Source organism: Calothrix sp. NIES-2100, assembly GCF_963875285.1.
In the GTDB taxonomy this organism is placed as follows: domain Bacteria; phylum Cyanobacteriota; class Cyanobacteriia; order Cyanobacteriales; family Nostocaceae; genus Aulosira.
This window is the reverse complement of the sequence record NZ_CAWNLA010000001.1, coordinates 1,889,776-1,903,570: the sequence shown is the minus strand read 5'-3', so window position 1 is coordinate 1,903,570 and position 13,795 is coordinate 1,889,776. Positions and strand designations below refer to the sequence as shown.

The following is a 13,795-nucleotide window of genomic DNA, read 5'->3' as shown; positions in this document are numbered from 1 at the left end:
ATTCATATTTCACTTATTTATATAGCTAGAGGTTATAAAAATCCGTGAGAAAAATTAGTTATGTACTGCGTCCAGTGGCACATTTCTTCAAATATGAACTGCGTAATTCACTTTTTTGGGCTAATTCTATACAAAGAAACTGGGGCGATGACTTGAATCCTTGGCTTTATTATAAGCTTACAGGAAAGAAAGCAGTTTATTGTCCCCATAAGTCATGTCACCGTCTTTTAATGGCAGGGAGCATTTTAAGTCAAGCTGGGAAATACGATACCTGCTGGGGAACAGGATTAATATCTGACAACCTGAGTACTCCACTAAAGTTATTTAAGGCTTTAGCTGTGAGAGGTCCTTTGAGCGCTCAGAAGTTACAAGAAAATGGCATTGCGGCTCCAGCAATATATGGAGATCCAGGTCTAATAGCTTCTAGGCTTATTACCCTACCCAAGAACAAAAAATATAAGTGTTCAGTAATACCACATTATGTTGACAGAGTTAATGGTGAAAAATTTGCTAGAGAAATGGGTTTTAATCTGATAAATGTGGATTTACCGATTGAAAAATTTATAGAAGAAGTAGCTAGTTCTGAGGAAGTATGGTCATCTTCATTACATGGTATTATTTGTGCAGAATCTATGCAAATACCAACGACTTGGATAAAATTTTCCAATCACATAATTGGTGGACTTTTTAAATACCATGATTATCTTTTAGGAACAAACCGTGATTTGTCTAATCCATTAGATTTTTCTCAACCTTTCAAAAATAAAATAATTGCGCAACCTCTTGAATCTTTTAATGTTAATTTTGTGATAAAAAATTTGTTGTCGGTTTTTCCTGGAAAATTAAAAGTTAAAAGCTAACAAGTGTGTTATTTTAATTAATTGTTATGACTCATTTGAGTTAATAAATCATAGTTGCTCATTTTAATACCTCTGCTGAAGGGTGAGCCTCGTCTACGTTCTTTGAACGCCACTTGCTTCAAACCGGGAAACCCGTCCAACGCAGTGTCTCCACAACTTGTGCATTTTAAGGTTTTTGCCGCTAACTGAACATTATTAATTTATATCCATTGGAGTTAATCAAAAAAAATTTAAATTGATGAAAATCTGGCATATTACACAAACAATTTATGGAGGATCTGGTCAATATGCGATCCGTTTGAGCAATTCTTTAAATACTTTAGGGCATCAAAGTATTGTGTTAGTTAAGCATGGTGATTCTCTAGCAGGAAGTTTACAGTTATCAAACAACACGAATTTTTTACAGTCAATTGTTAACCGTGCAACGCGATCGGTTTTAAATCGTGTAGCAACAGAACCTTATCACACTGGTTTTCGTTTAGATCGGTGGGCAATAGATGAATTAGATCCACCAGATATAATTCACTTACACGGTCTCACAGGATGGATTGGCTTTAAAGGTCTCCGTAATCTCATCCAACCTCACACTCCTGTTTTTTGGACAGCCCATGATCTATGGATGCTATCTGGCGGATGTGTCGTATATAAGGAATGCGATCTCTATCAAATGGGATGTCCCTCCTGCTCTAGTTTAAAGCAACCCTTCTCTAGATGGAGTCGATTAGAGTGGTTACACAAGTTTAAATTTATTCAAGACTACAACGTCATTCCTATTGCTAATAGTAATTGGATGGCTCATTGCATTCGCCAATCTCCATTATTCTCTGAAACTACCGATATTGCAATTATTCCACCAATCATCTCACCTGAGTTTTTTGAAAAAAGCTATACAACTCCTTTGCGAGAAGAATTTGGTATACCATCTAATCGTATAGTAATAGGCTTAGGCGCGCGAACTGTAACAGATGCATATAAGGGCATTGCAGAATTCATACAATACTTTTCGCAGTCTTCATATCTTTGCGATCACTCTACCCTACTCATATTCGGGGATGGCGAATTAGAAACACCCTCAAACCTTCATTGTCGCTTTTTAGGACGTTTATCGAATACTGAACAGGTAAAACGTTTTTTTCAAGCATGTAATGTCTTTGTATCTTCCTCGCGTATGGAAACCTTTGGAATGACTCTTCTTGAAGCCCAAGCATCAGCAACACCAGTTGTCACCTTTCGTGTTGGTGGTACATCCGAAGCAGTATGTCACCTTAAACATGGATGGTTAGCTGAAGTTGGAGATTTTGATTCTTTAATTTTCGGCTTGCACTGGATTCTAGAAAATCTTGAAAAAGCAAATACCTTAGGTAAAAATGCCTCATTTTGGGCTAAAGAAAATTTTTCATCTTCATTAGTAGGAAAAAAACAAATAAATGTTTATTCTCGTTCATTTACTAATTTCTAAATATAACTAACTGCAAAACTTACTTTTCAAAATCATAATTAAAACTTTTGCTAATTATATAAATATGAAAAATACAATTTTTAACATACATTCTATTGTTAAAATTCTCTTAAAAATTAACAACAAAATTGAACAATACATTGAAAAATACTTTTTCAAATCATCATATTATTGGAGACAAAGATATAAATTTGGAGGAAATTCAGGTTCGGGATCATACAATAAACTTGCTATGTTTAAAGCTAATATAATTAACTCTTTTGTTGAAGATAATTCTATTAAAACAGTCATAGAATTTGGATGTGGCGATGGCAATCAATTACGTTATGCCAAATATGACCATTATATTGGCTTTGATATTAGTCCTCATGCAATTGAAATATGCCGTAAGGTTTTTTCTGCCGATCCGTGTAAATCTTTTTTAGAACTAAAAGTCCATGAAGACATACAAAAATTTAAATATAAAGCTGAATTGACCCTTTCCTTAGATGTTATTTTTCATCTAGTTGAAGATGTTGTTTTTGATAAATATATGTCTCTTCTATTTGAATCGTCAAAAAAGTTTGTATGTATTTATTCTTCTAATAGTAATAATAACGAACCAGATCAAGCCCCTCACGTAAGACACAGAGTTTTTTCCTTATGGGTTGAAAAAAACCAACCTAATTGGCAACTCATTAAAATGATCCCAAACATATATCCATATAATGGTGATGACGGAACGACTTCATTCTCAGATTTCTATTTTTACAAGAATACTGTCAATGAAAATTAAGTATGGAAAAAAACTTATTTTACTATCTTTGCACTTCTTCCGAGGGCTACATTCTTTCTAAATCTCTAAAAAATAGAGGAACATTTAGAAGAGGTTTATCACTAATCTTAACTAAGTTTATGCGAAAAAGGCTCAAAGAAGCCAAAAAAGGTTGCTTAAGCTTACCAATTTATGGAAGCAGTAAATTACCTCCCATATCATTAACTTCTTACCCTCTGAGATACGATAGCTTGCCTTTAGTGCTACTTAATCTTTTAGACCAAAGTAAGCTGCCAGAAAAAATTTATGTTTGGCTTTCTTATAAAGATTACAAACTTTTAGATCCTGAAATAATTGAACTCTTTCAAGCGAGTATTGTCGAATTTCACCAAACCCAAAATTATGGTTGTCATAAAAAATGGCTACCTCTAGCTACTGTAAGCAATCAACCATTTGTAATCTGTGATGATGATATTTTTTATCCAAAACATTGGTATGAATCTTTAATCAATTCAGATGACGGTCAATCATGTACTGCACATCGTTGCCATCTTATGAGAATTTCCCCCGATGTGAAAATTTTACCCTATGCATCTTGGGATAAAGATATCCAGAGTTTTGGCCAATCTTCTTATGGTTTGTTTCCAGTTGGCTGTGGAGGAGTTTTAATTTTTCCAGAACGAATATCTTCTCGCTTTCGAGATTGGCATTTAATATCTAACGCTTGTCCAAAAGCAGATGATGTCTGGCTAAAATTAGCTCATCTAGAAAGTGGAGTTTATTGTAAAAAATCTTTATATTCTTTTCCTTGTATTGAATATGCAAACAGTCAAGCGGTTTCGCTAATGCACACTAATGTCGATTTAGGTTATAACGACATACAAATAAAACATTGTCTTTCAGAATTACAACTAGATTTAAGAAAATATTTTAAATAATTAGTATGGATTTGACAGGAAGTAATCTCGAAAAAAACCCTACAATAGATAATTATGAATATTTAGATTCCATTCATATACTTCGTGGGATAGCAGCTTTTTTAGTTGTTTGTGAACATATTATCGGTCGTCCACCTTATGCAATATTCAATCAATATTTTAGTTGGCTTAACAATCTTGGTATTTATGGTGTCATAGCCTTTTTCGTGATTTCTGGTTTTATCTTACCTTACTCACTCAGTGAAAACTATAAGTTAAAGGGTTATAGAAAATTTCTCTTCAGAAGATTAGTCCGTATTGAACCAGTATACTTTGCTTCTATCATCTTTAGCTGTTTATTGTTCGCCACTTTAACAAGATTAGCACCCAATGGTAACCCCTCATTTGTAACATTCAAAACACTGCTTTATCATTTTCTCTATTTAATACCTTTTACTCACGAGCAGTGGATTCTTGGTGCCTATTGGACTCTTGCTGTTGAATTTCAATTTTACATTATTATAGGTCTGTTTTATCCTTGGTTTCGTTACCTTGGCTCGAAAAAGTCTATATATGTGAGCCTAATCCCTATAGTATTGTCTTTATTTGTTTTTATTTATCCATTTTGTCAGCCATTACAAGTTATTAAATATATACCTTACTTTGCATTAGGTATTTTTTGCGCAATGCAATACCGTCAACATTTATCAAACTTAACTATCATTACTGTCTTAACTATACTAAGCAATATTGTAGTATTATCTGGTACAAACCTGTATCAGTGGTTAGTTGGAATTGCTACTTTTTTTACGGTTTTAGTATGGCATCCTAATTCTTTATCAAAGAATATAATAGGAAGAATATTTTTATTTTTTGGCACTATATCTTATTCTTGGTATGCAACTCATCAAGCCCTCGCGAGTGCAGGTGAATCTTTTGCAAGATTTATCCTGAAGCTCGATTTTTTACCTTTGCAAATTTTATTGGTTAATTTGGTGCCAATTTTAACTTTCTTATCAAGTATTATTGTTGCCTATGGGTTTTACGTTTTTCTTGAATATCCTGCCCAAAAATTAGCTCGTAAAATCAAATATAAATCAATTTAAAGAAATTAATTAGTGTTTAATTTTATTTAATGAAATTATCGATTATTATTCCAACCTTTAATCGTGCGAGGTTATTGGCTGAAGCAGTTGAGTCAATTTTGATTCAATTTCCACCTGTATATGAAATCGTCATAGCCGATGATGCCTCAAATGATGAGACTCAATTTCTCTGCGCTAAGTGGCAACAGATTGAATCACCTACTCGTCTTATCGTAGCTAGGAATGAAAAAAATCTTGGCGCGCAAGTTTCTAGAAATCGTGGGATTGTTAGATCAACTGGAGATTACATCTTTTTTATGGACTCCGATGATGTACTCGCGGAAAATGCTATTTTTCCTTTGTTGAGTAAACTTGAAGAAGATATAAACCTAGACTATGTTTATGGACAAGTTGTTATAGTAGACTCCAAGCTTCAACCTATTAATAATCTCAACCCAATTGGGTCAAATTTTTCTGGAATTCCTAAAGATATTGCTGGTTACCATTGGCATACAATGGGAGCTATTTATCGTCGTAGTTATCTGCAAAAAGTTGGTTTCTGGAATGAGGAGCTAACGGGTTCTCAAGACTGGGAGTTTCAAGCTCGTGTCAAAATAGCAGGAGGAAAAGGTCAATTTATAAAACATCTAGTTGGGCTATGGCGCGAGCATTCAGCAGAACGAGTAGGCACAAAAACATTTCGATATGATTATATACAAAGCGTTATTCATTCCTGTATTGCAATTAGAGATAAGGCACATGAGATGAATCTTCTTGATTCAGCACTGGAGCTTAGGTTAGTTGGAAAAATTCTAATACATTCAATGGAATTTTCTGAAAAAGGTTATTACTCAGAACGTAATAGAGGTTTTGAGTATGCTTTACAAACACTAGATAAAAATATATTTTTGAAATGGATGATTTATGTGTGGAGCATACTTCCATATTGCTGCGATCGTTTTGCCTTCAGAATTCTTCAGTCTTTAAGATCGCTATGATTTAGATTTTTTTCTAAATTCGTTAAAATAAATCTGAAATAGCAATCAAAGCTATTTTAGCTGAAAAAAGCCAATAGTGATTTAGTACAGATTTATTCAATTAAATTTATCGTAAAATTAGCATCACAGCTATGAATAAAATTTCCAAAACTTGGATTTGCTGTCAAATTGGTGCTAGAGAAAACTACGCTATTCCTAGAACTTTACATGAAAATGGACAGTTAGCACACCTAATCACTGATACTTGGGTTGAGCCTCAATCTCCATTTGGAACCTTAAGTTTTCCATCTATCACAGCACTAAAAGAACGCTTCCATCCTGGATTATCTCAAGCATCAGTCTATGCATTTAATTTATCTATAATTATTTTTGAAATTGCCCAAAAAGCACAAAATAAATCAGGATGGAATAAAATAATTGCTCGTAATTATTGGTTTCAAAAGCAAGCAATTAATTTACTGAAAAAGTCAGATACACAGTTTAAATATCCTCCAGTTCTATTCTCTTATAGTTACGCGGCAAGAGAATTATTTCGCTTTGCTAAACAACAGGGATGGTTTACTATTTTAGGACAAATAGATCCAGGACCTTTAGAGGAAGAAATTCTTATTCAAGAATATAAAAAATATCCACAATATAAATCAGACTGTGAACTTGTTCCTGCTTCTTACTGGCAAAGATGGCAAGAAGAATGTGCATTGGCTGATTGTATTATTGTCAATTCCCATTGGTCACGTCAGCTAATAGAAAAGGTAGGTATTAATTCTGATAAAATCCATGTAATTCCTTTAGCCTATACTCCGCCGAAAGTCGTAAAACACTCTAGCCGCACCTATCCAGAATCATTTTCTCAAGAGCGCCCGTTAAGGGTCTTGTTTTTAGGACAAGTAATTTTACGAAAAGGGATTGCAGCCATCTTGGAAGCAGTAGAACATCTGCAAGGATATCCCATTGAATTCTGGATTGTGGGTTCTCAGCAGATTAACATTCCACCTCACCTTAAAACTCATCCTCAAATTCGTTGGGTAGGTCATGTTAATCGTAGTGAAATAGATCAATATTATCAACAAGCTGATGTGTTTTTATTCCCAACGCTATCTGATGGATTTGGGCTAACTCAGTTAGAAGCGCAAGCTTGGAAACTCCCGATAATTGCTTCTGCTTACTGTGGTGATGTGGTATTGGATGATATCAACGGTTGGCTCTTAGATAACGTGAGTTGTGAAGCAATTGCCAATGCCTTACAACGCTGTCTTGAGTTTCCACAAAAGCTGACAGCCTTAGCGCAAAAATCTCAACTTAATCAACAATTTACACTCGACTCTCTTGCTGAACACCTGCTGAGATTCTAACTATGCCCATAACTCTTGAAATCCCTTTTATTTATTACATTGACGCAGTCCTATTACTCTTCTTATTTGTGGAGGCACTCAGTAAAATATATCAGAGTTGGGCTATCCCTGCCTTGGTGACCTACTTAACTACTGGGATGTGGTACTTCACTGAAGTCTTCTATACTCCTGAACGTTTGACCATTTTTGAGAACTTCATTATAGAGCAAGGCTATTATCAAATCTGCCTTTTTCTGATCGTCTTCCGTTTGCTACTACCCAACTTTAGCCATAGCTTACAAAAATATCAATCTAAGGTAACTGAATTCAACTGGTTCACCCTAAATCCCAATCGGCTAATGCAAATATTGCTTTTTATTTGGCTGCTTTTGCTAATTTATGGTATCAGCCGATTAAACTGGGATTTTTTCCAAGCCTTATTTCCGCATGGTGGGCGCTGGTCACCCAAACTGTGGAGTAGGGGTGCAGTGGGAGTTGAAACTGACTTTATAGTATCAGCTGCTGGATACATTTACGCCCTGATCTGTGCAATGTTTGGCGTGCTATTTTTCTTTCAACGTCAACCTCAAGCGAAAGTCATCAATTTAATAGCGATCGCCATTAGTTGGCCGTCTTTCTATCTTTCTGGCACAAGAAACGCCTTTCTTGCTGTAGTCATGCCAGCATATCTGACATATTTGTTGACTTCCCGCCAACAATGGTGGCTAAAAGCAGTAATCTCAGCAGGACTATTTTTTGTTATTAATTATTTGATGTTAATCGTAATTAGCTTTCGCAATACAGGCATTGATGCTTACTTCCAAGGTACTACTACTCTCAATCCCAGCACTAAGCATCTGGGCTTGAATATGGCTGAGGAATTATTTTATATCAATCATTTTTACGAACAAGGGCAGTTAACTTTACAGTATGGTATGGACTACTTAGCTGAATTCCTAAACATTATACCTCGATTTTTATGGACAGATAAACCCCTCTTAGGGCATGAATACAATCTTCTGCGTAATCCCAGTAGCGGTATTCAGGCAACAATTTCAGCCGGATTTATTGGACGTGGTGTCATAAATTTTGGTTTTTGGTTTGGACCGATTGCACCTGCTATTTTAATGGCGTTATGGGCTGCTTTTTTAGGATACCTGTGGAGTCAGCGAGCATCAATATTACGACTGGCTCTTTTCTTAATAGGTTTGGGTGTTACACCTAACTTAGGACGAGATATTACCCTGCTCGTTCTTTGGCCTATGATTTTTGGCTATATTATTGTCCGCTGTCTCGAACACTTTGAGCATCGCCGAGTACAGAGAATTGCTGCTTATTATTACTACTATAATGATGAATCACGCTCATAAACATCTGAAAATAGCAATTTTGTTTACTAATTACGGTCCTTATCATCTTGCTCGGGTTCAAGCGGCCCATCATGCTTGTTCCTCTCGAGAGTGGACTCTTTTTGGTATTGAATTAGCTCGTTTAGAAAAAGAATATCCCTGGATAACACAACCTGATGAATTTCCTTGCCAAATTATATCAGTGATTGATGATCGTGCTTTGGAATGTGCAAAATTCAGTCTATTGTTCTCCAAGTTAATATCCATTTTCAATGAGACTAGTCCAGATGTTTTAGCAATTGCTGGTTATGCTCGTCCTTCCATGCTATCTGCATGGTTATGGTGTTTCTGGCATCGTAAACCAGCTATTCTTTTATCGGAAACGACAGAACATGATGAGCCTCGTTCTTGGTGGAAAGAAAAAATAAAAAGTTGGCTAGTTAAAAGATACCATGCCGCTTTAGTAGGAGGACAATCACAAAAACATTATTTGCTCAAGTTAGGAATGCCTGCTGAAGCTATTTTTCTAGGTTATGACGTAGTTGGTAATCATGTGTTTCATCCTGATCGTATCAAATCCTTACCATCCCCGTTAGATAAGCCTTTCTTTTTAGCTATTAATAGATTTGTTTCTAAAAAAAACTTACCATTTCTGATTTCAGCTTATGCCGCTTATCGTCAAGCAGCAGGTGCTAAAGTTTGGGATTTAGTTCTTTGTGGTGATGGGGAATTACGTTTACAACTAGAAGAACAAATTGTTACTGAGAAACTCAAAGATTACATTCATCTGCCTGGATTTCTTCAACAGGATCAACTTTTACCTTATTTTGCCCATGCTAGCTGTTTTATTCATGCCAGCGTTCAAGAACAATGGGGATTAGTAGTAAATGAAGCAATGGCAGCAGGTTTACCTATATTAGTATCCAATCGCTGTGGCTGTTATGAAGATTTAATCATTGAGGGAGTCAACGGTTATGGTTTTGATCCTGGAGATTCTCAACAGCTAACTGATTTGATGGTGAAAATGAGCTCAGGGCAAATTGGCTTGCAGAAAATGGGTCAGGCGGCTTTAGAGCATATTCAAAAGTATTCTCCTGACTACTTCGCTCAACAATTAACTCAAGCAGTTAAATATTCTTTATCACACCATTAAATATAAACAAATATGAAAGTTTTGATGGTTATCCCTGCCTTGGGAAATATCTATGGTGGTCCTACAAAAATTGTTCTTGAATTAGCAGAATCGGTCGCTAAATTAGGTAAGAGTGTTGATATCATCGCTACTAATGCCAATGGTTCGACAAACCTAGATGTGCCTCTAAATCAATGGATAAAAAAAGATTCTTATCGTGTACAGTATTTTCCCTATGTAAATTTATTAGATTACAAGTTTACTTGGTCAATGACTAATTGGTTATTTAAAAATGTATCTAATTATGATATAGTACATACTAATGCTATATTTTCCTATCCAGTTTTAGCTGCTCATTGGGCTTGTAAATTTCGCAAAGTTCCATATATTGCAACTCCTCACGGCATGATGGAGCCTTGGGCATTAGCTTATAAAGCTTGGAAGAAAAAACTTTACTTTACTTTTTTGGAAAAGCCATTACTACAAAAAGCCAATGCTCTGCAAATGACAGCTTCTACCGAAGCTAGACATATAAACCTTCTTGACTTAAAAATTCCCTTAGTTTTTGTACCTAATGGCATTAATAGCACAGATTTTGACTCTCTTCCCAACCCAGATATTTTTTATCAAGAGTTTCCTGAAACTCGTAATAAAAATTTAATTATATTTTTAGGTCGTATTGATCCCAAAAAAGGATTGGATTTATTAGCACCTGCTTTTGCTAAAGTAAATCAAAAATTTCCGGAGACTCACCTGATTATTGCAGGGCAAGATAATATAGGATTTTTACCCACTGCTGAAAGATACTTTGTTGACGCACAATGTAGAAATGCTGTCACCTTTACTGGAATGCTAACAGGTACTATAAAATATGCGGCTTTAGCAGCGGCTAACATCTACGTTTCTCCTTCCTATTCTGAGGGTTTTAGTATGTCAGTGCTGGAGGGTATGGCAGCTGGTTTACCCTGTGTTATCACTACTGGTTGTAATTTTCCGGAAGCTGGTGAAGCTAAAGTTGCTAGTGTTATTGATATTAATGCTGATGAAATAGCTAATGTGTTAATTCAACTTTTACAAGAACCCATACAAGCAGAAAAAATGGGAGATCGCGCTCGTCAATTTATCTTGGAAAATTATACATGGGAGCGTGTAGGTTCAAAATTGATTTCATCTTATCAAACAATCCTCAACAATTAGCCTGTTCCTGCTTGCTATCACCATCAAATATAAACAATAATTGATTACACCTATGATTGCTAATAAATATGAATATTTATATACTGATGCTGAACTTGGACATCATCATACTTATCTCACTAAACCTCTGTTGGATCTGATATCTCAATCGGCTTCCGTTCTGGAAAAGCAACGTCCCCTCCGTGTTTTAGATATTGGCTGTGGTAATGGCAGTTTGAGCAACTTCATTGCAAAGAATGGTTATGAAGTTGTTGGCATTGAAGAATCTGAGTCTGGTGTAAAATTTGCGAGCCATACTTTTCCCGAGTGTCGATTTATTCAAGGAAGCATTTACAATCTTCCTTATTCAGAACTAGGAGAGAAATTTGATATTGTAATTGCCTCTGAGGTAATTGAGCATTTATTTTATCCTAGAGAAATACTTAGAACTGCCAAAAAATGCCTAAAGCCAAATGGTAGTTTAATTCTAACAACACCTTATCATGGCTATTTTAAGAATCTGGTGCTTGCTGTTTCCGGCAAGATGGATAAACACTTCACTACTCTCTGGGATGGGGGTCATATCAAGTTCTTTTCTGTAGCATCTATGACTGCTCTACTAGAAACAGAAGAATATACAAATATCAAATTTAACTTTGCTGGTAGACTTCCTTATCTCTGGAAAACTATGTTGTGTTCTAGCACGCCTCTTTTGTCCAAATAATCTCCGTGAATAAAGCCCTAATGCTAGAAGCAATTACCCCGCTCATTTTGACATACAATGAAGCCCTCAATATTGAGAGAAATATCAAACAACTCACCTGGGCAAAAAAAATAGTGATCATTGATAGTTATAGTAATGATAAAACTTTAAAGTTTCTCCAAAAATATCCTCAAATTCAGCTATTTCAACGGCAATTTGATACTCATACTTTACAATGGAACTACGGTTTAGAAAAAGTTGAATCTGAATGGGTTCTTGCCCTTGATGCAGATTACATTGTTACGGATGAACTGATTGCAGAGATTCAAAACCTGTCTCTATATTCTCCTGTTAATGGTTACTTTGTACAGTTTAAATACTGCGTATTTGGTAAAGCCCTGCACGGTACTTTACTACCTCCTCGCCAGGTATTATTCCGAAAATCTCAAGCTATTTATATTGATGATGGTCATACTCAACTGCTAGAAGTTAAGGGTCAATCAAGTAAATTATCAGCCTACATGTACCATGACGATCGCAAACCCTTGAGTCGTTGGCTATGGGCACAGGATCGCTATATGGTGATTGAAGCTAAGAAATTGCTAGAAACTCCCACACATGAACTCAGTTTAGGCGATCGCATCCGTAAACAAAAAATCCTTGCGCCCATCATTATCTTGTTCTATTGCCTAATTATTAAAGGAGGTATTCTCGACGGCTGGCATGGTTTTTACTATGCATTCCAGCGCGTATTAGCAGAAGTGCTGCTGGCAATTCATCTGATTGAAGCAGAAAAATTAAAACATCATTCTGATGAACCAACTGAAAAATCAGTGATATATCAGTGACATTGTGCCATTGCTCAGTATCAATCCCTTGCTAATAGCATTCGTCTGTCCTCAACTATTTGTTCAGGCGATCGCTAACTCAAAATATTTGCAAATGGGAGTCTGGATAATAGATGAAATTGACCCTGCTAGTGATCGCCTAAATCAGACCAAGTGGTACTTTTATGAACAGATTTTAAGGATTCCCGTCTACGTAATTTTTCATCCTCAAATCGGGGTATTAGAAGTCTATTTATTAGAGCAGAGTAAGTATCAACAACAATCCCCAGATGAAACTGGAAGCTTTTGGATAGAAGCCTTGGGCTTATTTTTGGGCGTTTGGATGAAGAGAGAAGCAGAATTGGAAGGCTATTGGCTACGCTGGTGGAATAAATCAGGAAATTTATTGCCTTGGGGAAGTGAGTTAGTAGAACAAGAACGCCAACGTGCCCAACAGGCAGAACAAAAAGCTGCTAAATTAGCACAAAGACTGCGAGAAATGGGAATTAATCCCGAATAAATTTAGCAAAAATTTTTTAAATCTCATCCATAGACGCAAGGAAAGAAATAAAGAAATTAGCTTGTGGTTTAAATATATGCAACCTGGTGTAAAAGTGCTGAAAACACATGAAACAGTTGCATAGACAACTCAAAAAATATGGCAAATTGAGCCTAGTCAGTATTATATTAGTGTCGCTCAGTGTTATCCCCATCCGAATAGCGATCGCATCCTACCAAGCCCCCTACCCTCAAGCTATTCTTACCCTTGGTGGCGATTCAGATCGAGAAAAATTCACTGCCCAATTTGCCCGAATACATCCCACTCTAGACATCTGGGTTTCTAGTGGTATGCGCCCTAAACAAGCTCGTTGCATTTTCCAGAACGCAGATATCCCCAACAGCCGTCTTCATCTGGACTACCGTGCTGTTGACACTGTTACTAACTTTACTTCTCTGGTTTTTGAGTTTAAAAAACGTCATATTCAGCATATTTATTTAATTACCTCCGAATTTCACATGCCTAGGGCAAAATCTATAGCCATTCTAGTTCTGGGTAGCCAAGGCATTACCTTTACCTCTGTCTCCATCCCCTCAAAGGAGCCTAAAGAATCTATTACCCACATTCTGAGAGATATTGGTCGTTCTTTGCTCTGGATTTTCTCAAGACGTACTGGAGCTAGCCTTAATCCTAATATTAAATAAC

General features: G+C 36.0%; 14 protein-coding genes. All 14 read left to right on the top strand.

The features are described from left to right. Positions 1–44 precede the first annotated feature (44 nt). The 14 genes from AACU32_RS08120 to AACU32_RS08055 all read left to right on the top strand — a co-directional run bounded on the left by AACU32_RS08120 (position 45) and on the right by AACU32_RS08055 (position 13,794). Positions 45–860, top strand: coding sequence for a polysaccharide pyruvyl transferase family protein (locus AACU32_RS08120; protein ID WP_339377651.1), 816 nt, complete (start codon positions 45–47; stop codon positions 858–860). A gap of 238 nt (positions 861–1,098) precedes the next feature. Beyond that, positions 1,099–2,319, top strand: a complete 1,221-nt coding sequence (locus tag AACU32_RS08115; protein ID WP_096599115.1) for a glycosyltransferase — start codon at positions 1,099–1,101, stop codon at positions 2,317–2,319. 64 nt (positions 2,320–2,383) lie between these two features. Continuing rightward, positions 2,384–3,094 (top strand): class I SAM-dependent methyltransferase, encoded by a 711-nt coding sequence (locus AACU32_RS08110; RefSeq protein WP_096599114.1) that lies wholly within the window; start codon positions 2,384–2,386, stop codon positions 3,092–3,094. 2 nt (positions 3,095–3,096) lie between these two features. After that, positions 3,097–4,011 (top strand): hypothetical protein, encoded by a 915-nt coding sequence (locus AACU32_RS08105; RefSeq protein ID WP_096599113.1) that lies wholly within the window; start codon positions 3,097–3,099, stop codon positions 4,009–4,011. A gap of 5 nt (positions 4,012–4,016) precedes the next feature. Further along, positions 4,017–5,096, top strand: a complete 1,080-nt coding sequence (locus AACU32_RS08100) for an acyltransferase family protein (protein WP_096599112.1) — start codon at positions 4,017–4,019, stop codon at positions 5,094–5,096. 29 nt (positions 5,097–5,125) lie between these two features. Next, positions 5,126–6,073 (top strand): glycosyltransferase family 2 protein, encoded by a 948-nt coding sequence (locus AACU32_RS08095; RefSeq protein ID WP_096599111.1) that lies wholly within the window; start codon positions 5,126–5,128, stop codon positions 6,071–6,073. Positions 6,074–6,204: 131 nt separating this feature from the next. Then, positions 6,205–7,425: a glycosyltransferase family 4 protein gene (locus tag AACU32_RS08090; protein ID WP_096599110.1), complete on the top strand. Its 1,221-nt coding sequence runs from the start codon at positions 6,205–6,207 to the stop codon at positions 7,423–7,425. Between the two features lie 2 nt (positions 7,426–7,427). Then, the gene (locus AACU32_RS08085) at positions 7,428–8,774 is read left to right on the top strand and encodes a hypothetical protein (RefSeq protein ID WP_339377650.1); all 1,347 of its coding nucleotides are present in this window, start codon (positions 7,428–7,430) and stop codon (positions 8,772–8,774) included. Continuing rightward, entirely contained in the window at positions 8,731–9,906 is a 1,176-nt protein-coding gene (locus tag AACU32_RS08080; protein WP_339377649.1) for a glycosyltransferase family 4 protein, read from the top strand. The genes AACU32_RS08085 and AACU32_RS08080 overlap by 44 nt, the downstream gene beginning before the upstream one ends. 12 nt (positions 9,907–9,918) lie before the next feature. Beyond that, positions 9,919–11,082 (top strand): glycosyltransferase, encoded by a 1,164-nt coding sequence (locus tag AACU32_RS08075; RefSeq protein WP_096599109.1) that lies wholly within the window; start codon positions 9,919–9,921, stop codon positions 11,080–11,082. 52 nt (positions 11,083–11,134) lie between these two features. Beyond that, positions 11,135–11,785: a methyltransferase domain-containing protein gene (locus AACU32_RS08070; RefSeq protein ID WP_096599108.1), complete on the top strand. Its 651-nt coding sequence runs from the start codon at positions 11,135–11,137 to the stop codon at positions 11,783–11,785. A gap of 20 nt (positions 11,786–11,805) precedes the next feature. Then, complete coding sequence (locus tag AACU32_RS08065; protein ID WP_096599107.1) at positions 11,806–12,612, top strand: glycosyltransferase family 2 protein; 807 nt, start codon at positions 11,806–11,808, stop codon at positions 12,610–12,612. Positions 12,613–12,616: 4 nt separating this feature from the next. Further along, positions 12,617–13,111 (top strand): hypothetical protein, encoded by a 495-nt coding sequence (locus tag AACU32_RS08060; RefSeq protein WP_339377648.1) that lies wholly within the window; start codon positions 12,617–12,619, stop codon positions 13,109–13,111. A 107-nt stretch (positions 13,112–13,218) separates the two neighbouring features. After that, positions 13,219–13,794, top strand: a complete 576-nt coding sequence (locus tag AACU32_RS08055) for a YdcF family protein (RefSeq protein WP_096599106.1) — start codon at positions 13,219–13,221, stop codon at positions 13,792–13,794. The last annotated feature ends 1 nt before the right edge of the window (position 13,795 follow it).